The sequence below is a fragment of the Afipia sp. DC4300-2b1 genome (assembly GCF_049895725.1).
Lineage (GTDB): Bacteria > Pseudomonadota > Alphaproteobacteria > Rhizobiales > Xanthobacteraceae > Afipia > Afipia broomeae.
In genome coordinates this window covers 84215-108183 of the sequence record NZ_JAFCSX010000007.1, presented here as the reverse complement: position 1 = coordinate 108183, position 23969 = coordinate 84215, and the positions used below count along the sequence as shown (strand labels likewise).

General features: G+C 56.5%; 13 protein-coding genes and 3 pseudogenes. 9 read left to right on the top strand and 7 right to left on the bottom strand.

What is annotated here, in order from left to right:
* Nucleotides 1-127: 127 nt before the first annotated feature.
* A complete protein-coding gene (locus ACP7AL_RS24105) occupies nt 128-490 on the bottom strand; it encodes a DUF6894 family protein (RefSeq protein ID WP_425994950.1) in 363 nt (120 codons plus the stop codon).
* 818 nt (nt 491-1308) lie between these two features.
* Here ACP7AL_RS24105 and ACP7AL_RS24100 point away from each other — a divergent pair.
* Both ACP7AL_RS24100 and ACP7AL_RS24095 read left to right on the top strand, forming a co-directional pair.
* Nucleotides 1309-7521, top strand: coding sequence for a HAMP domain-containing protein (locus tag ACP7AL_RS24100; protein ID WP_425995203.1), 6213 nt, complete (start codon nt 1309-1311; stop codon nt 7519-7521).
* Nucleotides 7506-8759, top strand: a complete 1254-nt coding sequence (locus ACP7AL_RS24095; RefSeq protein ID WP_425994948.1) for a response regulator — start codon at nt 7506-7508, stop codon at nt 8757-8759. Before ACP7AL_RS24100 ends, ACP7AL_RS24095 begins: the two co-directional genes overlap by 16 nt.
* Nucleotides 8760-10903: 2144 nt before the next feature.
* On the opposite strand, the gene ACP7AL_RS24090 is transcribed toward ACP7AL_RS24095, so the two are convergent.
* A complete protein-coding gene (locus ACP7AL_RS24090) occupies nt 10904-11170 on the bottom strand; it encodes a hypothetical protein (RefSeq protein WP_425994946.1) in 267 nt (88 codons plus the stop codon).
* 811 nt (nt 11171-11981) lie between these two features.
* On the opposite strand from ACP7AL_RS24090, the gene ACP7AL_RS24085 reads away from it, so the two are divergent.
* On the top strand, nt 11982-12179 hold the full coding sequence (locus tag ACP7AL_RS24085) for a hypothetical protein (protein WP_059369826.1): 198 nt from the start codon (nt 11982-11984) through the stop codon (nt 12177-12179).
* A 143-nt stretch (nt 12180-12322) separates the two neighbouring features.
* Here the strand turns inward: ACP7AL_RS24085 and ACP7AL_RS24080 are convergent, their stop codons facing one another.
* Nucleotides 12323-12772, bottom strand: coding sequence for a BLUF domain-containing protein (locus ACP7AL_RS24080; RefSeq protein ID WP_425995201.1), 450 nt, complete (start codon nt 12770-12772; stop codon nt 12323-12325).
* Between the two features lie 49 nt (nt 12773-12821).
* Complete coding sequence (locus ACP7AL_RS24075; protein WP_062329203.1) at nt 12822-13595, bottom strand: EAL domain-containing protein; 774 nt, start codon at nt 13593-13595, stop codon at nt 12822-12824.
* 576 nt (nt 13596-14171) lie between these two features.
* Here ACP7AL_RS24075 and ACP7AL_RS24070 point away from each other — a divergent pair.
* The 3 genes and pseudogenes from ACP7AL_RS24070 to ACP7AL_RS24060 all read left to right on the top strand — a co-directional run.
* Nucleotides 14172-14474 (top strand): annotated as a pseudogene (locus tag ACP7AL_RS24070) (GTP cyclohydrolase I); the annotation flags it as partial.
* Between the two features lie 124 nt (nt 14475-14598).
* Nucleotides 14599-15807, top strand: a complete 1209-nt coding sequence (gene trpB, locus ACP7AL_RS24065; protein WP_425994943.1) for a tryptophan synthase subunit beta — start codon at nt 14599-14601, stop codon at nt 15805-15807.
* A 103-nt stretch (nt 15808-15910) separates the two neighbouring features.
* Nucleotides 15911-16297 (top strand): response regulator, encoded by a 387-nt coding sequence (locus tag ACP7AL_RS24060; protein WP_425994941.1) that lies wholly within the window; start codon nt 15911-15913, stop codon nt 16295-16297.
* Nucleotides 16298-16914: 617 nt separating this feature from the next.
* On the opposite strand, the gene ACP7AL_RS24055 is transcribed toward ACP7AL_RS24060, so the two are convergent.
* Entirely contained in the window at nt 16915-17814 is a 900-nt protein-coding gene (locus ACP7AL_RS24055; protein WP_062329190.1) for a LysR family transcriptional regulator, read from the bottom strand.
* Between the two features lie 106 nt (nt 17815-17920).
* Between ACP7AL_RS24055 and ACP7AL_RS24050 the strand changes: the two genes are divergently transcribed.
* The 3 genes and pseudogenes from ACP7AL_RS24050 (at nt 17921) to ACP7AL_RS24040 (ending at nt 22897) form a co-directional block, all read left to right on the top strand.
* A complete protein-coding gene (locus tag ACP7AL_RS24050; protein WP_425994939.1) occupies nt 17921-19498 on the top strand; it encodes a proton-conducting transporter membrane subunit in 1578 nt (525 codons plus the stop codon).
* 3 nt (nt 19499-19501) lie between these two features.
* Nucleotides 19502-21970 carry a YbcC family protein gene (locus tag ACP7AL_RS24045; protein WP_425994937.1) on the top strand — a complete coding sequence of 823 codons (2469 nt, stop codon included), beginning with the start codon at nt 19502-19504 and terminating at the stop codon, nt 21968-21970.
* 62 nt (nt 21971-22032) lie between these two features.
* Nucleotides 22033-22897: pseudogene (locus tag ACP7AL_RS24040) on the top strand (DUF6671 family protein).
* Nucleotides 22898-23036: 139 nt separating this feature from the next.
* On the opposite strand, the pseudogene ACP7AL_RS24035 reads toward ACP7AL_RS24040, so the two are convergent.
* Nucleotides 23037-23171, bottom strand: a pseudogene (locus ACP7AL_RS24035) (3-hydroxybutyrate dehydrogenase); the annotation flags it as partial.
* A 1-nt stretch (nt 23172) separates the two neighbouring features.
* A complete protein-coding gene (locus ACP7AL_RS24030; protein ID WP_425994935.1) occupies nt 23173-23964 on the bottom strand; it encodes an acetoacetate decarboxylase in 792 nt (263 codons plus the stop codon).
* Nucleotides 23965-23969: the final 5 nt, after the last annotated feature.

The following is a 23969-nucleotide window of genomic DNA, read 5'->3' as shown; positions in this document are numbered from 1 at the left end:
GCTCTCAGTCACCGCCACCTACCAGGGCGAGCGGTAATGTTCCAATTTGCGCCTTGCCGGAGAGAACGCGAATCCCTTAATCACCGGCGGCTGTGGCGTTCTTAATCCCTTTAGCTGCCCCTCACATCTACCTTTTTTCGGCGTTGACGCGAATCTCCCAAAGAGGGTTTTGAAACTCATCGGTTACTTCTATGCGCCAGTCCCGGCCCGGTTTCAGCTTGCCATCGAGGTTTTTGATCATCTCGCCGGCGGTACGGGTCGCGTCGACCCAAGCCGCATCCTGGTCCGGCAGGTCCTCCCCCACGTCGTCCCAATAAACACGATCGTGGAATATTAAAATGATAACGAGGCACTGCTCCGTCTCCTTCCTAAAGGAGACAAATCGACTGTGATAAGAAAGTTCAGCTCCGCCGCCGCGATTCTGAACGATAAAGCGACCGCCTCGGAGCGGCTCTACCCTTCGGGAATGATGGGTTTCAATGTTTGGCAATCAGCCGCTGCGCGCTTCGTCCTCAACAACCAAAATAATCAGCAGTAGGGTCCCCTTGCATCTCAGCAGATTTGCCGTGGTGTAATAGCGCCCGGTGTCCTGACGCTCCCGAAACAAATTGACCAACGCAAGCGCAATAGCGAGACAATCAATGCATCGGCTCGTCCACGTACCAGCGGCAATGTGATCGATTGATGGACGTGGTGCGCAAAAGCCTGAAGGGCGCACCTACTTGGAATTCCATTGTTGCTGATTTTGCTGATCATCCTGCTTCGCTAACGCTTGAATGGCCTTACCGGTGATTGGGCAAGGCCATTTCTCTTTGAGAGATCCAAACGCACGACGGCTGCACGGCCCCTCCAGAGAGGGTTGGCTTATACCACCCGGCAAAGATGGCGAAGGGCGCCGAGCAAGCGTGCGGGAAAGTACTTTTGGCAGGGTGCCGTCGAACAATTCTCAGTTGCGGGAACAAAATTTAAGCGCGCTTTTTGTTCCGGCCATGGAACCATATCCTGGAACGAAAGTTTCCGGAATCGGTCAGATTGTAAGTCGGGCCGCGGTGATGTTGCCCACCTCGTCTGCAGCATTTATTCCTACAGAATTGTAATGCTCCACGTTGATCGGTGTCTCTCGCAATGAATGGGCAGTGCCGGAATGAAGGACGATTGCCGTCAGGCACGGATCACCGCATGTTATGTCGCGATCGCATTTACCGGTGACCCATGAGCGAAACGACGATCCCGAGAAATCGCAAGAAACCCTTGGCCATCGCAAGAGGCAACGGCGAGGCCAGAGACCTGATTGACGATGCCGCGGCAATGCGTTCGCGGCAGCTTCTCGCGGCGATGGTGGCATTTCGGGATGGCGACTTCTCGGTGCGCTTACCGAGAGATTGGCCCGGCACGGATGGACGAATAGCCGAGGCTTTCAACCAAACCCTCGCACACCAGGGCCGGATCACTGGAGAGGTGGCGCGGCTAAGCGGGACAGTCGGCAAAGAGGGGCGCCTCAGGCAGCGCATGACCCTGCCGGGTGCGATCGGCGGATGGGCTGAGCAGGCCGACTCTATCAACACCCTCCTGGACGATCTAGTGCGGCCTACCACCGAGGTGGCGCGCACCATTGGGGCCGTGGCAAAGGGTGACCTTGGGCAGTCCATGGAACTGGAGGTAGACGGGCGGCCGCTTAAAGGCGAATTCTTGCGGTCGGCTAATCTCGTCAACACCATGATCGAGCAGCTTTCTGTGTTCACCTCCGAGGTGACACGGGTGGCGCGCGAAGTGGGTACTGAGGGCAAGCTTGGAGGCCAAGCCCAGGTCAAGGGTGTGTCCGGTGTTTGGAAGGAACTCACCGAGTCGGTCAACCACATGGCCGGAAATCTAACCGCACAGGTCCGCAATATTGCCGATGTGACAACCGCCGTCGCGCGAGGCGATCTGTCGCGTAAAATCACGGTCGATGTAAAAGGCGAAATCCTCGCGCTTAAGAACACCATCAACACGATGGTGGATCAGCTCAATGGTTTCGCGGCGGAAGTCACGCGCGTTGCGCGCGAAGTCGGCACCGAGGGCAAACTCGGCGGCCAGGCTGCCGTGCCCGGCGTTGCAGGTACCTGGAAGGACCTCACCGACAATGTCAACTTCATGGCGTCGAATCTCACCGGCCAAGTCCGCAACATCGCCGAAGTCACCACCGCCGTGGCGCGCGGCGATCTGTCCAAAAAGATCACCGCCGACGTGCGGGGCGAAATTCTGGAAGTGAAGAATACCATCAACACGATGGTGGATCAGCTCAATGGCTTTGCGTCCGAAGTCACCCGTGTGGCGCGCGAAGTTGGCACCGAAGGCAAACTCGGCGGTCAGGCTGTGGTGCCCGGCGTCGCCGGCACCTGGAAGGATCTGACCGACAACGTCAACTCGATGGCGTCCAACCTGACCGGCCAGGTCCGCAATATCGCGGATGTGGCAACCGCCGTGGCCAACGGCGATCTGTCGCGCAAGATCACCGTCGATGTGAAGGGCGAGATTCTTGAGCTGAAAATTACTCTCAATACGATGGTCGATCAGCTTAACGCTTTCGCGGGCGAAGTCAGCCGCGTAGCGCGCGAGGTCGGTACCGAAGGCAAGCTTGGCGGACAAGCGGCGGTCGAAGGCGTCGCCGGCACCTGGAAGGACCTCACGGACAACGTCAATTCCATGGCCAACAACCTGACCGGTCAGGTTCGCAACATCGCCGAAGTGGCGACAGCTATCGCCGAAGGTGACCTTTCCTCAAAGATTACCGTCGAAGTGAAGGGCGAAATTCTCGCACTCAAGAACACCATGAACACGATGGTGGATCAGCTCAATAGCTTCGCCGCAGAAGTCACGCGCGTGGCGCGTGAAGTCGGCACCGAAGGCAAACTCGGCGGTCAGGCTGTGGTGCCAGGCGTCGCCGGAACCTGGAAGGACCTCACCGACAGCGTCAACTTCATGGCGTCGAATCTCACCGGTCAAGTCCGCAACATCGCCGAAGTCACCACCGCCGTGGCGCGCGGCGATCTGTCCAAAAAGATCACCGCCGACGTGCGGGGCGAAATTCTGGAAGTGAAGAATACCATCAACACGATGGTGGATCAGCTCAATGGCTTCGCGTCCGAAGTCACCCGTGTGGCGCGCGAAGTGGGTACCGAGGGCAAACTCGGCGGTCAGGCTGTGGTGCCCGGCGTTGCCGGCACCTGGAAGGATCTCACTGACAACGTCAACTCGATGGCCAACAACCTGACAGGTCAGGTCCGCAACATCGCGGAGGTCACCATTGCTGTTGCGAACGGCGACCTTTCAAAAAAGATCACCGCCGACGTCCGCGGCGAGATCCTGGAAGTGAAGGAAACGATCAACACGATGGTCGATCAACTTCGCTCGTTCGCCGCTGAGGTGAGCCGCGTCGCACGCGAAGTCGGCACCGAAGGCAAGCTCGGCGGTCAGGCGCAGGTACCCGGCGTGGCCGGCACCTGGAAGGATCTCACCGACAACGTCAACTCGATGGCCAACAACCTGACAGGTCAGGTTCGCAACATCGCGGACGTTGCCACCGCCATCGCGCGCGGCGATCTGAGCCGCAAGATCACGGTGGACGTGAAAGGCGAGATTCTGCAGCTGAAGGAAACCATGAACACGATGGTTGATCAGCTCTCAGCCTTCGCGTCCGAGGTTACCCGCGTCGCACGCGAAGTGGGCACCGAAGGCAAGCTTGGCGGCCAAGCCGCAGTGCCCGGCGTAGCCGGCACTTGGAAGGATCTCACCGATAACGTCAACTACATGGCCTCAAACCTCACCGGTCAGGTCCGTAACATCGCCGAGGTCACCATTGCGGTCGCCAGCGGCGACCTGTCGAAGAAAATTACGGTCGACGTGCGCGGTGAAATTCTCCAGCTCAAAGAAACCATCAACACGATGGTTGAGCAGCTTCGTTCTTTCGCATCGGAAGTGACACGCGTGGCCCGTGAGGTCGGCACCGAAGGCCGGCTCGGAGGTCAGGCCGCCGTTCCGGGAGTGGCCGGCACCTGGAAGGACCTGACCGACACGGTCAACGGTCTCGCCAACAATCTGACGACCCAGGTGCGCAATATCGCGGAAGTCACTACGGCAGTGGCGCGCGGCGATCTCAACCGCAAGATCACGGTAGATGTGAAGGGCGAGGTTCTGGAACTGAAAAACACCATCAACACGATGGTCGATCAGCTCAACCTGTTCGCCGGCGAGGTCACACGCGTGGCGCGTGAGGTCGGCACAGAAGGCAAGCTCGGAGGTCAGGCCCAAGTCCGCGGCGTGGCCGGTACCTGGAAGGATCTGACCGACAGTGTCAACTTCATGGCCTCCAACCTTACGGACCAGGTTCGCGGCATCGTGAAGGTGGTGACCGCTGTCGCCAACGGCAACCTGAGCCAGCGGCTCACCGTGCAGGCGAAGGGCGAGGTCGCGGCCCTCGGCGAAACCATCAACAATATGACCGACACACTCGCGACGTTTGCAGATCAGGTGACGAACGTGGCGCGCGAGGTCGGCGTGGAAGGAAGATTAGGCGGCCAAGCTAACGTCCCTGGCGCCGCAGGCACATGGAAGGATCTCACCAGCAACGTCAACTTGCTCGCGGCAAATCTGACTACTCAGGTTCGCGCAATTGCCGAGGTCGCCACCGCTGTCACCAAAGGCGATCTCACGCGCACGATTCAGGTCGAGGCTCGCGGCGAAGTCGCCGAGCTGAAAGACAACCTCAACACGATGATCGCCAACCTGCGCGATACGACCGAAAGTAATCGGCAACAAGACTGGCTGAAGACCAACCTTGCCAAATTTACCAACATGCTTCAGGGCCAGCGACAACTCAGCACGGTGGGAGATATCCTGTTGAGCGAGCTGGGTCCGCTGGTCAAAGCCTACCAAGGCACGATCTATCACCTCGACAGCGATGAAGAAAACACCAAGCTCAAGCTGCTTTCGAGCTATGCGCGCGGCGGCGTCCGGCCACGCGAAACCATCGACCTCGGCGAAGGCCTGGTTGGCCAATCCGCAATCGAAAAGAAGACGATCTTGCTGGGAGACGTGTCACCGGATTATCTCACGATCTCGTCCAGCCTTGGCAAGGCTACACGCGTGAGCGTGGTGGTGCTGCCGGTTCTCTTCGAGGGACAGACCAAGGCTGTGATCGAACTGGCAACGCTGCAGCCATTCACCGAAGTCGACCTCGCATTCCTCGAACAACTGACCCTAAGCCTTGGCGCAGTCTTCAACACTATCGAAGCGACCATGCGCACCGAAAGGCTACTGACCCAGTCGCAACAACTGACCGCCGAACTGCAGTCGCGCCAGATCGAGCTGCAGCAGACCAACGAGGAACTGGGGACGAAGGCAAAGCTGCTCGCAGATCAAAATGCCGAGGTCGAGCGAAAGAACGCGGAGGTCGAGCAGGCGCGCTTTGCACTGGAAGAAAAAGCCATCGAACTTGCGCTTACCTCGAAGTACAAGTCCGAATTCCTGGCCAATATGTCTCACGAACTGCGGACACCGCTCAATTCGATCCTGATACTCAGTCAACAGCTTGCTGAGAACGTGCCGGGCAATCTGTCGGACAAGCAGATCGAGTTCTCCCGCAACATTAATTCGTCAGGCTCCGACCTTCTGAACCTGATCAACGACATTCTCGATCTGTCGAAAATCGAATCTGGTACGGTTACCGTCGAAGTTGAGGAAATTCCGTTTGATCGCCTGCGCGACAATATCGAACGCAACTTCCGTCATGTCGCAGAAGCGAAGAGCCTGCCCTTCAAAATTGATTTCGCAGCCGATCTTCCCCGTTTGATAGAAAGCGACGACAAGCGCCTCCAGCAAATTCTCAAGAACCTACTCTCCAACGCCGTGAAATTTACCGCACGCGGGCATGTCCATGTCCGTGCTGAACTCGTGACCCAGGGCTGGAGTACAGACCATCCCGTCCTGAGCAAGGCCGAGAAAGTTGTCTCCTTTTCCGTGGAAGACACAGGTATCGGTATTGCGCCCGACAAGCAGCGACTCATATTTGAAGCTTTCCAGCAGGCAGACGCTGGCACCTCGCGCAGATACGGTGGCACCGGACTTGGCCTCGCGATCAGCCGCGAGCTAGCGACCCTGCTGGGGGGAGAAATTAAGCTCACCAGCATCTACGGCCAGGGAAGCACCTTTACGCTGTTCCTGCCCGTCCAGTTCCCGGGCCGCGACAGCTCCCAAAATGTGGTTGCTGACGGATCCGCGGTCCGCGCGCCGGTTTCCCGCGAACTCATCGTCATGCCGGTCGGGCGGGAAGAGCATATCGACGATGATCGCGACATCATCGAAAGAGATGATACCGTACTGCTCATCATCGAGGACGACCCTCACTACGCTCGCATTCTCCTTGGACTGGCTCACGACAAAGGCTTTAAAGGCATCGTTGCGACCAGAGGCGCGACCGGGCTTTCCCTGGCCCGGCAATTCCGCCCGGCAGCCATTTCTCTCGATATATTTCTGCCAGACATGCTGGGCTGGACGCTGCTCAATCAACTCAAGCTCGACCCGACGACGCGGCACATACCGGTGCAGATCGTTACACTGGACGAGGAACGCCAGCATGGTCTTTCCCATGGCGCATTTTCCTATCTCATCAAGGAGCCTACCACGTCCTCACTGGAGACGGCGCTCGACCGCCTCAAGAACTTCACGGTCACGCGCACAAAGCGCCTCCTGGTGATTGAAGACAACGATATCGAACGGCAGTCCATTGTAGAACTGCTGGGTTATAACGACATCGAGCTTGTAACCGCGGCGAATGGAGAAAAGGCGCTGCAAGCCATGCGGGAGCAGCACTTCGATTGCGTCGTGCTCGATCTGCGACTGCCCGACATGACCGGCTTTGAGCTGCTAAAGAAGCTGCATGCCGATCCAGCGTTGGCAACCGTGCCGATCGTCGTTTTCACCGGCAAGAATTTGACGATTGACGAGCAGCTTGAACTCAAGACGATGGCAAAGAGCGTCGTTCTGAAAGATGTTCAGTCACCGGAGCGCCTGCTCGATGAAACCGCGCTGTTTCTTCATAGGGTGATAACCGACCTGCCGCCAGAGAAACAGGCGATGCTCAGCCGGCTTCACGGGTCGAACGAAATTCTTCAGAAACGCAAAGTGCTCATTGTCGACGACGATGCCCGAAACATCTTCGCACTCACATCCCTGCTCGAAAATCACGACGTGGATGTCGTGAGTACGACCAACGGTAAAACCGCCATTGAGATCGTACAGAAGACTCCCGACATCAGTCTCGTCCTGATGGATATCATGATGCCGGAAATGGACGGCTACGAGACGATTCGCGAGATTCGCAAAATTCCTGACTTTCATACGCTTCCGATACTCGCGCTCACAGCGAAGGCGATGAAAGGCGATCGCGAGAAGTGCCTTGAAGCCGGCGCCAGCGACTACATTTCAAAACCAGTAAATACAGATCAGCTTCTTTCGTTGATGCGTGTATGGCTGCACCGTTGAAGCATGAGCAAACGCAGATGAACCTGCCATCGGCTACCAGCGGTTACGTGGAAGAAGCTCCGCTGACTGAAAGCGATACGACGGCCCGTCCAGCTTCGACGAGCCCGGAGACCAGCGACCTCATCAATATATTGATCGTCGACGACGAACCGAGAAATCTCACGGTCCTGGAAAGCGTATTGGACGCGCCGCGTTATCGGCTTGTTCGAGCGGAGTCCGCCGAGCAGGCTCTTCTGTCGCTGCTGGCCGACGAATTTGCGGTCCTGATTCTCGATGTCCGCCTGCCCGGCCTGACCGGCTTCGAACTGGCCCAGATGATCAGGGAGCGCAAGAAAAACGCCGAGATACCCATCATATTCCTCACGGCCTATTATAATGAAGACCAGCATGTGATCGAAGGCTACGATAGCGGAGCCGTCGACTATCTGCACAAGCCAATCAACCCGGCTATCCTTCGATCAAAAGTTGCGGTGCTGGTCGAGCTTTATCTGAAACAGCGTGAGCTCGAAAACGCGAACCGCGCGCTTATGGCTGAGGTCGCCGAGCGGCGTCTAGCCCAGCAGCAACTTTACGAACTTAACAATACACTAGAGCAAAGGGTGCTGGAGCGCACGGAGGCTCACAAGCGTTCCGAGGAACAAGTTCGCTTGCTGATGAATGAAGTTAACCATCGTTCAAAGAACATCCTCAGCGTCGTGATGGCCGTCGCCCAGCAGACGGTCGCCTCAAACTCTAGTGATTTTCTTCTTCGCTTCTCCAGCCGGATTCAGGCTCTGGCGGTGAACCACGACTTGCTGGTGGTCGGTCAGTGGAAATGCGTCGATGTGTCGGATCTCGTTCGCGGACAACTCGCGCATTTTGCCGAATTGATCGGGCAAAGGATCACGGTTGAAGGCCCCCGGCTTCGCCTGGCGCCTTCAGCTGCTCAGTCTGTTGGTATGGTGGTCCACGAGCTCTCGACAAACGCGGTCAAGCACGGTGCTTTGTCGGTTGACAATGGTCGCGTTGAAATCTCATGGCGCCTTGATGGAGACGACGGCAGGGAGAATTTCACGATGAGCTGGATTGAGAAAGGCGGTCCACCTGTCGCGCGCCCAGCCAATCGTGGCTTTGGCACAACTGTTATCACGAAAATGACTGAGATGAGTCTGGGCGGAAAAGTTGAGCTTAGCTATGCATCAACAGGGCTGATCTGGCGACTTAGTTGTCCAGCGAAAAATGTTCTTGAGGCGACGTAACCGTCCCGACTTATCCTAGCTTCCGATCGTCCACTCTTCAGCGAGCAAGAAGACTGCTTTCCACTTCAGCTTGGATCAGGATCGCATCTCCAAGCGATGACCAACGTTCCATAACGGCTCATTACGCGAAAGTTGCGTAACCACTGAACGCATTCATTGCACGCCAACCAGCCGGAAGTCGTTATCCGGACTCACCAATTTCATTCGCTGCAAGGTGTGAGCTGTTCGGGAAAACGCTGGGCGGAGCCCGGCAATGGAAATCGCAAGATTCGGAAATTTTTTAATTAGTCCAGGCGCATCATAGCTTCAGTATATTCACGAGTGCGCGATGTCGTCGATCCAGCTTAAGCGCGTTTGTAACGGCTTTCTCTGTGCCTGCCATTCCGGAGTTGCACTTCTCGGGGCAAGCCTGCTTCTGTTTATGCTGCACTGAACCATGCAGATCAATCGCAGACTCATCGTTTATGGGTACATGGCCGCGGCAACCATTATCGTCGTGGTCGCGATCAAGATGTTCAGCTAAGCCGCCGGCCTTTTAGCCGGCAATGACCTACGGATTTTTTCGATGCTCATTACCGAAGCGCCGCGCGTTTGAAATTGAAGTCCACTGTCATAAAGGGGGGACGAAACTGACAAGCCGATAGACAGGTTTCGGAGTAACGACCAGTTTGTTTGCCGTGATGTGGGACGACTAATGATCAGTGCGGCATCTTTGTTGGCGAGATGGTCAAACTTCGGCGCCGGCCCACAAGTCGAAGGTCAGAAGATACACTTCCACAGGAATGAGTAACATTCTGATGAGCGCTTGATTGGCGGTCAGATCATTGACAGTGATCGGATCGTCGAAACCTTCGAAACGAAGCGCCCGCGGGAGTGAAGAAATATACGAGCCCTATGCTGCGCGCTCGTTTTGTTACGGTGTCGCCTAAATTTGACTTCGGAGTTGCGGGCTTAGAGGAATACCCAATGTCTTAGTGCAGATTTTCTCTGGCGCTGTATGGCTCGCGCGAAGTCAATTGCCAGCATCACACTTGAGATTTCACTTGCGAAGCCCTGCTGACGCTCAGTACTTCGCAGGATTACAAGCGTGCTCGATCGAACAAAACCCTTTTCGAGAATTCGGCATCCGCGGCTCGTGGGTAGAGTGTACGCTCAGAGCAGGCTAGCCCTTGTGTCGGCTCGGGGGGGCATTACGTTCTTCTCGTTCATCACTCAAAGGGATTTCCCAGGTTGGCTGCGGAGACCGCAAGTAGGCGACAACTAGTTGTCTGGGCATGAGCCAATCTCCTGGGTTTGTCGGAGAAACACCAGACATCCCCATCAATCATCGCTCAACTCGATTGACCGCATGTTGACATGCCGAAGGTGTTAGAGGCATTTTTCACTTATTCCGGAATCCCTGCGCTGCTTAGAGCATTTTCCCATCGCATCAGCACGGAAGGCTGCCTGCGTGGCAAACGGTATTTAACGTTTTGGATCCGAAATTTTGGATCGCCCGCTCGCACCAACTCCGTTGCCCCTCCTAGCCGCGATCAGGTTGCCGGCCTCTACATGTCGGGTCAGTTCATCTCGCGCGGATATTCCGCAGCTCCAACGTTCACCCTGTTGATTCAGGCACACTTGTCGGTATCAGGCGCTTCCATGCCCTTGAAGCCGGATCCGAGTATTGCTAGCCACCCGGCTAAACCTGTTGTGACAAAGCCGAACAACGGCAAAAGATAGCCGGCGGCGAGCTGTGCGCAAGCGAATTGAGCGCGTCCAGACCGGTCAGCGGTCGAGAAACCATCGCTAGAGTCGCAATCGTAGGCGGAATGGCTTCCATTTTATGTGGTAAATCGACGGCGTCACCTCGGCGATCAGAGACATCATTCTGCGTGCCTTTAAGGTGCCCGTGTTTCGAAACCGGCCAGCCGGATGCGTAATAGTACAGTCGTTGGGCCGGATACAATGTGCCCTCGTCCCTTGCTCCATGATCTGGGCGATGAAGCTAACGCGACGCGAGAAACGGTCGAGCCGAGCGATAATGGGTTTAGCGTTTTCGTGTTTGGCCAGGGCGAGCGCTTCGGTTCAATGCGGTTACCGCCTTACCCGGGGCAGGGCCTGCGAGGGTCACGCCGAGGTCTTAAGCCTTTGCGACACCCGTTTTACGACGCTTTCCACTCGATCGAGTCCGCTAGTAAGCGGCCAAAGGCTTCCTGAACGCGTTCAACTTCGGAATCTTCCGGGCATGTGTAGCGACCGGGACGCTCTTCGTCGTCTAGGATCGGCAAGATCGCGTTTTCCAAATCATCCATTTCGGACTCGGCAAATTCGAACTCGTGCTCCGGAAACCTGCTAGACAGTTCCGTTAGCATGCGCTCGCCGATCGCAGTTGCTGTTTCCGGAGTCAGCATGAAAATGAAGGTGCTCAAAAATATCTCCCATCCACTCAGTTACAATTTTGGTTGACGTTTGACTTGTGGTCAAATGCTTGGATCGGATCGTCGAAATCCTCGTAAGAAGCCGGGAAACTCCTAAGCGGGCGTTTCCGTTATTGGCACGCCGCGGACGCCTGACCTTGCCTCTAAGGCACCTCGCTTAGTATCAAACGTGTGTTCGCCATATCCGTGATCGGGGAAGACTGTCATGGCAGGCTGCACTATGCGGGTAGCCGTGGCTCAACGCTTCCTTGCGACGAGCCCCTTCTCTATTTGCCTTGGATACTCTTATTCCACCGGTCTAGGTCCGGCTTAGGTGCGTCTGGCTCGCTAGGGTTTTGTGATTTCTGTCCCGGACGCTCCCACGGCTTGTCGGTGCCTTTTGTTGGGGACGGATCGTTCTTCTGGTCCAAAACGTACGGCTCGCTATGAGAACCGTTCTTATTCGACATTTCTATTTCCTGCGTTGCATGGATTTCTTGGGCGAACGAAGAGGCGCGGGAAGGTTCCCCAGCGCTGGCTGCAACAAATCGGAAGCGTGACCGTGCCCGACTACCGGCTGGCTACGCCCGGCCGGAGTAGGCGTAACCGGAAATGCCCCGCGCCTGTCGGGCTGATTTCTGCTTTCGTTTCGGAACTGGAGTGGACGAGCGACGTTCGAATGGAAAGGGCGGATGTACCCCTCCGGAAATGCCCCCGTCGCTCCTACGTCATCCTGCGGCGGCGGTCCACGCGCCCTCGGGGCTTATCGTCGCTCCTAGCGCCGGGTGCTCGCCGCGTATCACCCCTCCCAAGGAAGTCAGCAATGCCAGATAACAAGGGCAAAGGTATTGTTCGGACAGACAGAGGCGGAGAACAGCCGGCCGACAACAAACGGGCGCAGGCTGACAACAAAACCCTGCCAGGCCACCAGCAACGAGTCATCAAGGAAAAGCCCAAGGTGCGTGTGCCAAGCGAGAACGAGTTGCCAGGCGCACAAGATCGACGAGCGTCGGACCCTTGATCATGTCGTGAAACCGGGCCGATTAATTCTGACATAGCCACGGAAACTTCCGACGTCATCGTCGAGGCACATTCGGATTTGGCCGTCGTATCTTATGATACATAGATACAATCCATACCCCTAAAACGCCGCCTACACGCCTCTCATGTGGGGATCAAGACTGAAACCAACTGCTCTTCCAGAGTAACCATTTCAAGAATGTAACTTGAGAAGTTACAAGCATCCATTCTGGATGGATCAAATCCGCGATCAAGCCCGAAATTAGAGTTCACTTTCTCTGCGGTCTCCGTCTTTTCCGCGAGCCCCATGGACCATCGTTGGAATAATCGCCTATCCACGGCCGATGCTTCTACGATCACGATGTTACGATGGCGCGGATCTCTCGCTATCCTACAGAACAACTCTGATACTGCAGATCGATCTCCTTCAAGAACCTGGCCAAAGTAATCGCGATTAAACATAAGACCGCCCGTTATTCCGCGGTCTTGATTATTGGCTCCCGCGGTCCGCACAATACTGCGAAGTTCGCTTTTATCAGGGCTAGCTGATCTTCTGATCAAGTTTGTACTGTAGTATGCTAGACGAAACAGCATGGTCTGCATGTTCTTTTTAATCTTACAGATAGCTTACAGACAAAAACGATCAAATTGCATCGCTTATGTGGATCGGTTCGCCAAGCACATGAACATCCGGCAGCGCCATCAGAGCTGGCTTGGCAAAGTGATATCCCTGAAACAATGAGATGCCTGCAGCTCTTAAGACCACTAGCTCTTGTTCGTTCTCCACGCCCTCGGCGAGCACCTGAATATCGAGCGTACGGGCAATACCAACTATAGCCGCGACGATTGCTTGCTTGGCGCGGCTAAGATGGATGTCTCGCAGCAATTCCATATCAATCTTTATTAGGTCCGGCTGCCATCGTGCCAAAAGGCCAAGTCCGGAATATCCCGCGCCAAAATCGTCCAGCGCCGTCCAAAAGCCAAATTTGCGATAAGCATCTATGATCCGTTGCACGTGCGCAGGATCTGTCATCCTTTCGTTTTCCGTGAATTCGAACATCAAGTTTTTATGCGGGAAATGAGCTCGCTTAGCTGCGGCGAGAGACTTCTGGATACACGCACTTGGCTCATAGACCGCATTCGGCATAAAATTGATCGATAGTCGCAAATCTCTTCCCGCGAACAATGCACCTGCCGTCTCGATGGCCATGACTCGGGAGGCCTGATCAAACTGGTACCGGATATGCTCATTCACTTGGTTTAGGACCGATAATGCCGACTCTCCATTTACGCCTCGCACGAGCGCTTCATACCCCCAGACACGTTGCGCAGAAAGATCGACAATAGGTTGGAAAGCCATCTTGAACTCAAAAGGGAGCGCCGTATCTTCGCGACACTTGCTGCATGCGGAACCCATTTTCTTCCCCTTTATCCGCGCATTAAATCAGCAGATTAAATTGGATCTGTTGACCGAGCGTTAATGCGCTTCACCGCTATTTTAACAGCGAGACTCGTTAGGTACGAAGACGGCATCAATAATTTGCGAATGCAGGATTGGACCGTCGCCTCCGCGCGCCGTACCCGGATGCGGAGGCGAGAGAACCGTGAACGAACCCTCGATAACGTATAATACAAGCTCTGCGGCTTTTATCGCAGCACGCTAGTATTGGAAAAAGCGAAGCCTGACGCAGAAATCCTTCGGGCGATGCGGGCGGTACCTCCCGCTCCCAAAGCGTCAATTCTTGTCACCAATCCAGCACTTAAGCAGGCATGTGGTCTATCGCCGTACAAACCTAAACTTTTTGTCGCCAGCAGTGATCTGATTCCATTGCGCCATCGTAGAAAGTTCTGCGTGGATCACGCAGCCGCCCCGCTGCCAGTTCACGCAAGTACTTTCCCCGGTCGTCGAGCCCTCACGACCGGGGGATTCATTTTGCTGCCTTTCGGGCAGCAACTCCGCAGCCATATATTGCTCGGGCAAAGGGAGACGACCTTGACTATTCACTCCAAGCCCCCGGCCAACGAAACCGCCGCACCATCTCAGGAAGAAGTCGAGGCCGCGTTCCGTACGATAATCCGTTGGGCAGGCGATGATCCATGTCGACCCGGATTAGTCGAAACGCCGTCAAGAGCGGCGCGGGCGTTTCGTGAATACTTTGTGGGGTATGACCAAGACCCTATTCAAATTCTGAACAAGACGTTCGATGAGACAGGCGGCTACGAGGAGATGGTCGTTCTTCAGGGCATTTCATTCGAAAGTCACTGTGAGCACCATCTTGCGCCGATCGTCGGTCAAAGGCGCTTACAGCATCCTTTTTCAGCTGACGAGATAGCCGCAGGCTCAGTAACCGAAGCGTCCAGCGGAATCTGACTGTTCTGAGAAATTCCTGCGATACGCACACCTCTTTTGAGTTGAGTTAATGATGATTGAACACGCGGAATCCTTGCGTTCAGGGCCCGATGACCGGGGCCACTTTGGCTCGTTTGGTGGACGCTTCGTGCCTGAAACATTGATGCCGCTCGTCCTTCAACTGGAGAGTGTGTACCGCGAGGCGCGCCAGTGCGATCAGTTTCAGACCGAGATGGCTCTCTATCTCAAAAACTATGTCGGTAGACCCAGCCCATTATACTTTGCTGAACGGCTGACGCACCACTGCAAGGGTGCAAAAATCTACTTTAAACGTGACGAGCTGAATCACACCGGTGCCCATAAGGTCAACAACGTGCTCGGTCAGATCCTGATCGCACGGCGCATGGGGAAAAAGCGAATTATTGCTGAAACCGGTGCTGGTATGCATGGCGTGGCAACTGCCACGTTATGCGCTCGTTTCGGGCTCCAATGCGTCATCTACATGGGATCTCTGGACGTTGAGAGACAGCAGACCAACGTCCTCCGAATGAAAATTCTCGGCGCAGACGTCAGACCAGTTGAGACGGGCTCGAGAACTCTGAAAGACGCGATGAATGAAGCATTGCGTGATTGGGTCACTAATGTGGGCGATACCTTCTACTGCATCGGCACCGTGGCAGGGCCTCACCCATATCCTGCGATGGTGCGGGATTTCCAGTGCGTCATCGGAAAAGAGACGCGATTGCAAATGATCGAGGCTGAAGGCCGCCTTCCCGATTCATTGGTAGCATGCATTGGGGGCGGTTCTAATGCGATCGGCTTATTTCATCCATTTCTCGATGAGCCCACGGTTGAAATGTATGGCGTAGAGGCTGCGGGTCGTGGGCTCAAAAGTGGAATGAATGCAGCGTCCATCGCCAGGGGACGGCCCGGCGTTCTTCATGGAAATCGGACCCATCTGCTGATGGATGACGACGGCCAGATCGAGAATGTGCACTCAATCTCGGCCGGTCTTGATTATCCGGGAGTAGGACCCGAACATGCATGGCTCGATGCCATCGGCCGCGTAAAGTACATCTCTGCAACGGACGACGAAGCTGTGTCCGCGCTTTACCTTTGCGCAGAGCTAGAAGGTATTATTCCAGCTCTCGAACCGGCACATGCCTTGGCAAGGGTCACGACCCTCGCTCCGCGAAAACAAAAAGAGCATTTGATGGTCGTCAATTTGTGCGGCCGCGGCGATAAAGACCTTCTGAGCATTGGGGGTATGAAAGCATGAACCACGCGTTCTTCAACCGCCGGCTCCCCGCGATTTCCGCTGTGACGTTTCCCATTGGGCCGCGCAGGATTCTAGCGACCCAAACCAGCCAGAAAGGTGCACTGTGAACGATGAAATACTCATCCTTGTCGTCGAGGACGAAATGCTACTTCAGGCGTTGTTGGAAGAAACCCTGAAAGACGGCGGATACGATGTAACAGTTGTTTCGACCGGCGAAGAAGCGATTAAACTGTTGGACGCGGATGAGCCGAAATATCGGGCTCTGGTCACTGACGTAAATCTTGGCCGAAAGGTCGATGGTTGGGATGTCGCGCGTCGTGCTCGCGAGATCAACGCAGATACTGGAGTAGTCTACATAACCGGACACGGCGCCGCCGATTGGGCTTCGAGGGGCGTGCCAAATAGTATCGTGCTCACGAAGCCCTTCGCCCCAGCGCAGCTCATCACAGCTGTTTCGCAGTTGATAAACACCGGTCGGACCCCAACGTAGTAAGCTCATCAGAGGGGATTAGACCTCGCGCTCAATCGCGCAAAGGACGCGAGCTTATGACGGACCAAATTGGCGATAAACCCTGGACTGATGAAGATCTAGCGCAATTGAAGAATCTCGTCCCTGACGGGTCCCCTATCGAACTGATTGCGATGGCACTCGGACGTACAGAAGATGACATACGAGGAATAGTGGCAAAAGCTTCGCGCTGGTGTCGCATATTCGAGGCCCTGCAAAATCAAAGTCGCATCCATTTACTGGGGCAGGCCAGATGGAGGTACGCTGAGCTCGCTCGCATAGCATCCCTTGCTGCAGGCGGTGCTTCTTTATGGGATAAAAGTCGGGGAGCACCCTTTGCTTAGCCAAATCCGTAATTGGTAAAAAGTACGAGTTAGAGATCCGATCGCTGTACGATGCGACCGACCGGCAGAGCTGAAGCCTCGGCCCTCAATGCGGCTGACAGGCACATTAACCGCCACCGCGTGCACCGGGTTATCACCCACAACGGTCGGCGAATTTACCCCCGTTGAAGACAGAGCAGTGTAGTCGTTGCATTCAATCGCTTCGATGAACACGACGGCATAAGCTGTCGTTCAACAGACCGTTCGGAGGCATGGTTATGCAGTTTTCGATATGGCTGCTTTGGCGACACCGAGTACATCGATCAAGAGCCGATTAGGAAAACGTCGTTTCTTCACAATCGCATAGAAGCGCTCAGTGAGCTTTGGGATCCTGCAGCGCTCTACAAGAATACCAGTTTCAAGTTCGTCACGCACGACAATTGGTGGCACTAACGTGACGCCCTCGCGCTCGCGCGCAAGCAGGCGCAGCATGGCCATGTCATCGACCTCGGCTAGGATAATCGGCCTGATCCCGGCCGTTTCGAGAATCCGATCGAACGCGACGCGGATATCGCTATCGAGACTAGGCAGCAGCAGTGGCTCGGTGCGAAGGTCTTCCGGAAAACGGAACTTGCGTTTTCCCTTTTTTGCGCGGCCGATTAAGCTAACCGGCTGTTCGTTAAGCAGGTGGTTGCGGAGTGACGAGCGTGCGTCCTGCGGCGCCGCGCTGTTCGCCAGAACGACGTCGATGGTGTGAGACTCCAACTGAGCGAGAAGGTCGCGGATGTTGCCCGACCGAACGATCAACTCCACATCGGGACGACCGACCAACGGCCGAAGGAATTCGAGCTGGAAGTTTCGCGACAGCGTCGTGAGCGCCCCGACGCTGAGGACCTGGCGGTTTGCCAACGGGCGACCTTGCAGAGTGCTCAACAGTTCGTCACCCGCTTTAAATACTGTATCGGCATAGTCGAGCGCGATCTGACCGGCCTCGGTCAGGATGAGTTTCTTGCCCACACGCTCGAAGAGCGGATGGCCCATCTGATGTTCCAGTTTCTGAATCTGAACCGACAGCGCCGACTGTGACAGGTTCATATGCTCGGCGGCCCGTGTGAGACTGCCCGCATGCGCGACCGCCCAGAAATAGTGAAGGTGGTTGAAATTAAGGCTTCTCATATCGTTCTATTTAAACGAACGATCTATTCACAACAATGAATTTTCTTCGCACTTGGCGTTCCCATAGACAAGTCCCCGAACCGAAGTGCGGTCGAAGGGGGCTATCTTGCAAACACATCTCTTGCCATTGCTGGCGGCAGTTCCGCTGCTCGTCAGCGCAGCGATTAGCTTCTCAAAGACAGGCCTGAGGCCAAATCACATACCCCTAATGGCCGAAGCCGCCGCACTCCTGGCGCTTGTTGCGGGCATTATTTCAACGGCCGGGCTGATCGTTTTTGGTCCTGGCGTAAGTTCCGTGATTGGCATTTACGGTGTCGGGTTGTCGGTCCGGCTGGACGCCGTCAGCGCCGCGATGGTCTTTCTGGTGACCTTCATTGGCTGGATCGTCATCCGCTACGCAGGGACCTATCTTGACGGCGAGAAACGACAAGGTTCTTTCACCGGCTGGCTCTGCCTCACGCTCGCCTCGGTGATGCTTCTCGTCACCGCGAACAATCTTTTCCAGCTGACCCTGGCCTGGATTGCCACCAGCATGTTTCTGCACCGACTACTGCTGTTTTATCCTGATCGCGCGGCTGGCCAGCGCGCGGCACGCAAAAAGTTTATCACCGCGCGCATAGGAGACATCGCGCTCATTGCCGCCGCTGCTCTGCTAGCAACAGCTTATGGCACGGCCGATATTGGCTCGCTCCTCCAGAACGCCCGTGCGGGCGCAGGTGGAACGCTTGCGGGGGCGGCAGCAAGCCTGCTGGCTCTCACGGCGATTCTCAAGTCTGCCCAGTTTCCAACCCATGGCTGGCTGACCGAGGTTATGGAAACGCCTACGCCAGTGTCGGCGCTACTTCATGCGGGCGTGATCAATGCAGGCGGGTTCCTGCTGATACGCTTCGCGGACGTCATGCTACTCGCGCCCAGCATTCTCGCCATCCTCGTCATGATCGGCGGCTTCACAGCGATTTTCGGCAGCTTGGTCATGCTGACACAACCGGCGGTGAAGACATCGCTCGCATGGTCGACTGTCGCGCAGATGGGCTTCATGATTTTACAGTGCGGGCTGGCGCTCTTTCCCTTGGCGTTGCTGCACATCGTGGCGCACTCGCTCTACAAAGCTCACGCCTTCCTCTCCTCCGGCGGTGCTGTCGAAAGGGTTGCCGCGATCCAAAGGCCAGGACCTGTCGCGATCCCCAGCGCCAGGGCGGTTGGTCGGGCCTTTATGGCTGCGCTCATCATCTACCTCCTCGTAGGGCTCGGTTTCGGGCTGACCCATAAGTCACCACAGGCCATCGCGCTCGGCGCCATTCTGATTTTCGGCGTCGCTTACATGCTGGCACAGGGGTTTGCCGACGCGGCGCCTGAGGCCCTTACCCGGCGCACGGCGGTCTACGCCGTGGCGACCTCCTTAGGTTACTTCGCGCTGCAGACCGCCGCGACCTCGCTAACCGCGGGCATCCTGCCGGCCGCACCAACGCTGGGGGCGCTTCAATGGTTGCTTATCGTGCTCGCGGTCATCAGCTTTGGTCTTGTCGCAATCGTTCAGGCCATGTTCCCGCTCTGGGCCTATCACCCTGCGACCGCCGGCTTGCGCGTGCATCTCTCAAACGGTTTCTACTTAAACGCCGTCTTCGACCGCCTCGTCGGCGGCTGGGCCACGCGCAACACATCCCGATCAATTTCGGAGCTTTAAAAGATGTCTTATCCCCATCTAGCGGCGCTGGCTGGACTTAAACGCATCGAGACCGCAGCGGATCGGGCGGCTCGAGCCATTCCTCCCCTCTGGCCTCTGGCGTCGAGCGTTGCCGTCAATCCGTTTCTCGGGCAGACGGGAGAGACATTGGTAATGGCGGGCGCGCGGCTTGCGCGCGTTGCTGGCGCAGCTGTCACCATGCCAAGGCGCTGGTACGAGGAGAGAATTTGCGCCGGTACGATTTCGGACGAAGATCTGTTCGCGGCCTGGACAAGAGCACCGGCACATCTGAGGCCTGCTAACCTGGCTGCGCTGAAGGCTGCCGCAACTTCGGACTCGCCAAAGCCCGCGGCACTCCCGACGATCGCGAGTCTCGCGGCTGAGGTCTCCGGCATCAATTGGCCCGGCCTGATTGGTGAGCGGTTGGGTACCTGGGCGGCGGGATACTTCGATAAGGGCCAGGCACTCTGGGCTGCGCCGCATGGCAAGAGCGCTTATGCGGCTTGGCAGGCCGTGGCCACCCACGATCTAACACCGGAAATCGCAGGGCTGCCGGGGTTCGCGCGTCATGTATCGGAAGCTCCCGATAGCGCCATCGCCGCTATCGCCCGTGTGACTGATCGGCTTAATCTCGGCGAATCCGCGATAGAAAGCTACTTCCACCAGATGCTTATGACGTTGGGAGGCTGGGCTCAGTATGCGCGCTACCAGCTCTGGCAGGCCGAATTGACTGGCGGGTCGGACGAGGTAGTCACCGACCTCCTTGCGATCAGGTTGATCTGGGAGGAAGCGTTGTTCCTTCGCTATGGTGCGCAAATCTCTGAGAAGTGGGCGAGCGTGCGGGCAGCGCATGCGGTGCCAATTGCAGCAACTACCGACCTCGTTATCGACGCGATCCTGCAAGATGCTGCGGAATCTTCAGCTCAGCGCGAGCTTGCGGAGATGCTTGCGAAGCCGTCTTCAACGACAAACGAAGATCGCCCTTTGGTCCAGGCCGCATTCTGCATAGATGTGCGCTCGGAGGTGTTCCGCCGTGCGCTTGAAAGTGTGAGCCCTCAAATCCAGACACTCGGCTTCGCGGGCTTTTTCGGTCTAGGCATATCGCATCGGCGCTTTGCTTCAGATGTCGAAGAACTGAGGCTACCGGTTCTGCTCAATCCCGGCCTTAGGTCTTGCTCCGGAACGCTTGACACTTTGGCAACTGATCAGTCTGAGAGAATCACGGCCCGAGCGAGGCGCGCTTGGGGACGGTTCAAGCTCGCCGCAGTTTCGTCCTTCGCATTTGTCGAGGCGACAGGTCCGTTCTATATGGGCAAGCTTTTGAGCGATGCATTTGGACTCCATGGCCGGCTAGCACCAAACGATCCCCCGCCCCGGCTCGACCCAGTGCTCGATCTTGAAACCAATACTACAATTGCTGAGACTGTGCTGCGCGCCATGTCATTGACCAAGCGCTTCGCGCCGCTCGTTCTGTTAGCGGGACATGGCGCCAATGTGGTCAACAACCCACATGCTAGCGGATTGCATTGCGGTGCCTGTGGCGGTTACTCGGGGGAAGTGAACGCTCGCATTCTCGCCGCGATTTTGAATGATCCGGCCGTTAGGACAGCGCTGAGGCCAAAGGGAATCGAGATACCAGAAGACACGTTCTTTCTGGCGGCGCTTCACGATACAACGACGGACCAAGTAACCCTTTACGCACAGGACTACCCCGCTGACACCCACCAGAAGGATATTAGACAAGCCAAAGCCTGGCTCGCTGCTGCGGGAAAGCTTGCACGAGGCGAGCGTGCCCTGCGATTACCTCGGGCGAAAAATGAAGGCGCACTCGCACGGCGCGGCCGCGATTGGGCTGAGACCCGCCCCGAATGGGGGCTCGCAGGATGTAAAGCGTTTATCGCCGCGCCTCGGACGCGAACAGCCGGAAAGAATTTCGAAGGACGCGCTTTCCTGCACGACTACGACTGGAAGCAAGACGAAAGCTTCCGTGTTTTGGAATTGATCCTGACGGCGCCGGTCGTCGTGGCAAGTTGGATCAGCCTGCAATATTACGGATCGACAGTTGCACCCGATGTGTTCGGAAGTGGGAATAAGCTCCTTCACAATGTCACAGGTGGTATTGGTGTCGTGGAGGGCAACGGGGGCCTGCTCAGGGCCGGACTGCCTTGGCAATCAGTTCATGACGGCAAATCCTACTCGCATGAACCGCTACGTCTGTCGGTCTGCATCGAGGCGCCTCGCCAAGCGATTAGTGATGTCCTCAGCCACCACGCCGAGGTGCGAGCCTTGTTTGACAATGGCTGGCTCAGCCTTTTCGCCCTCGATGATGCGGGACGCATGGCCTGGCGATACGCGGGTGATCTGCAATGGGCCCAGATGAGCGACGTTAAATTCTCCCAATTCTCTAAACCGTCTGAAACCTCGGCCGAGCTGCAACCAGGCGCTTCGCCGAGCACCTTTATGAAAGGCTGATAGAAATCTCCCGGTAATCACAAGGTTCTGATCAGACGAAACGAAGGGGCGAACTGTCGTGCATGGTGAGCAATGAGCGCCGCTACCGCGACACGGTAGCGATACTAACATCGATGCATGCCAAAGAGCGTGTCATTGGTCCGATTCTGCGAGCAGAGTTAGGACTGATCGTCGCGCCGGCCGCGGGTATCAATACCGATCAATTCGGAACTTTTAGTCGCGACGTTGCAAGATCCGGATCCCAGCTAGAGGCAGCCAGAGCCAAGATCGCCGCCGCCTTCGAATCCGCGCCGACTGCGCGTGTCGCCTTAGCGAGCGAAGGGAGCTTTGGACCTCATCCCAACATTCCTTTTTTGGCTATCGGGCGCGAACTTGTTCTGATGGTCGATCGAGAGAACGGCCTCGAAATGACCGGATACGACGCCAGCCTGAAAACCAACTTTGGCCACATCGTCGCGAGAGACCGCGATTCAGCCTTCGCTTTTGCGCAGCGCATCGGATTTCCCGAACACGGTCTAATCGTCATGGGTTGCCGGGACGAGCAACCCGCTCCTGACCTACTACTCAACAAAGAAATTACTCAAGCAGCCGCGCTTGAAGCCGCGGTCCAAGAAGTCCTGAGGCGCTGCGGCGCTGCGTTTGTCGAAACCGACATGCGAGCGCATCGTAATCCTACCCGCATGGCCGCGATCGCGCGCGCGACCAAAGACTTGGCTCCGTTTCAAAAGTCGATGTCCTAATTGCGACCATCCCGGCTTCGACGTAACAGAGCGGATTCCCGGGCTGCCATGCGCGTGGTGCGGTGAGCCAACGCGCCTGATCGTCGCCGAAGTTTTCGCTTGCGACTCCTGCGGATATAAACAGGAAAGGTCCATCGCAACCGACTCAACCGCAGATCCCGGCCAATGCGATGGCTGCAATCCTTAAAGTCTAATCAGTGCTGGCAACGGGTGAACCAAAAGCCCCTTCATAAAAGACATGCGTTATTCCATAACCGCTCATTACGCGAGCTCAGCGATTTCGGCTTGGCCATGTCCGCCCGCTAATAAAAGCCTTCACCCACGACGCTCTCAATCGCGGATCGCTCCTTCTCGACGCCATCTGGCGCATCCATTCCGTTGAGCACGATGTTCGCACCTACGTCTGCGAAGGCACGCGCATACCCGAGGCCGAAGCCGCTCCTCGAACCTGGACCCGTCACATCATGTGACCAGAGTTTTCTCGTAGCTCCGCAACAGGCGTCGCATCGGCTGTTGCAGATAGTCGTGCACGACCTTGCCCAGCCCCAGGGTGAGATCTGCGCGGATGTGAATAGCGGAAACGATCTCGAGAACCGGCAAATCGGCCACGGGAGCCAGGGCATGAGGTGTCAAGGAGAGAGCCGCGGGTCCGGTCCACGCCCCCTTCAAAACAAGTTGCTCAAGGTGATATTCGACAAGCTCGCAGATGCGCGGACTGCCGTCGACGTGCGGAATAATCTTGAGAAGGAAGTTCGGCTCCTCGAGAGCGGCCTTGACTTGCGCCAGGTCGGCTTCGCGGTGCTTGAATCCCATCGTGCCGGTTGCTACCCGCAACGGACCGTAATCCAGAGTGCCGATGAGGGTGTCGACCTCTGTTTTCAACGTCGGTCGGCCGAGCTTTTTCGGAAAGCCCCAAAGCTCCCGGCCACCGGCGATCGGACCCTCATCGTTTAGGAACATGCAGTGGGTGTAGCTGCCCTTGCGACCGCGGAATGACACCGGGATGACCTGGCCACTTTCGGTGTAGTCGCCAAAGCCACTGGAATCCGGCATGCGGATGAATTCGTACTTGACCAGGGCCTCGCGTTCGTCAAATTCGAGCGGAGCCGGAATAACCGATCGTAGCTTCGTTGGGTCGGTGCGATAGGTGATGATCAGGTATTCACGGTTCACGAAGCGATATGGCCCCGGCGGATATGCCGGATTGGTGAGCGGCATCGCAAACGCCCGTCTCGCGACTTCATCTTCGCGCATTCTAT

Coding starts and splice junctions, on each gene's coding strand:
- ACP7AL_RS24095 (WP_425994948.1), top strand. CDS start 7,506: ATGGCTGCACCGTTGAAGCATGAGCAAACGCAGATGAACCTGCCATCG.
- ACP7AL_RS24045 (WP_425994937.1), top strand. CDS start 19,502: ATGTCTTATCCCCATCTAGCGGCGCTGGCTGGACTTAAACGCATCGAG.
- ACP7AL_RS24085 (WP_059369826.1), top strand. CDS start 11,982: ATGCCAGATAACAAGGGCAAAGGTATTGTTCGGACAGACAGAGGCGGA.
- ACP7AL_RS24075 (WP_062329203.1), bottom strand. CDS start 13,595: ATGGGTTCCGCATGCAGCAAGTGTCGCGAAGATACGGCGCTCCCTTTT.
- ACP7AL_RS24055 (WP_062329190.1), bottom strand. CDS start 17,814: ATGAGAAGCCTTAATTTCAACCACCTTCACTATTTCTGGGCGGTCGCG.
- ACP7AL_RS24080 (WP_425995201.1), bottom strand. CDS start 12,772: ATGCTGTTTCGTCTAGCATACTACAGTACAAACTTGATCAGAAGATCA.
- ACP7AL_RS24030 (WP_425994935.1), bottom strand. CDS start 23,964: ATGCGCGAAGATGAAGTCGCGAGACGGGCGTTTGCGATGCCGCTCACC.
- trpB (WP_425994943.1), top strand. CDS start 14,599: ATGATGATTGAACACGCGGAATCCTTGCGTTCAGGGCCCGATGACCGG.
- ACP7AL_RS24100 (WP_425995203.1), top strand. CDS start 1,309: ATGCGTTCGCGGCAGCTTCTCGCGGCGATGGTGGCATTTCGGGATGGC.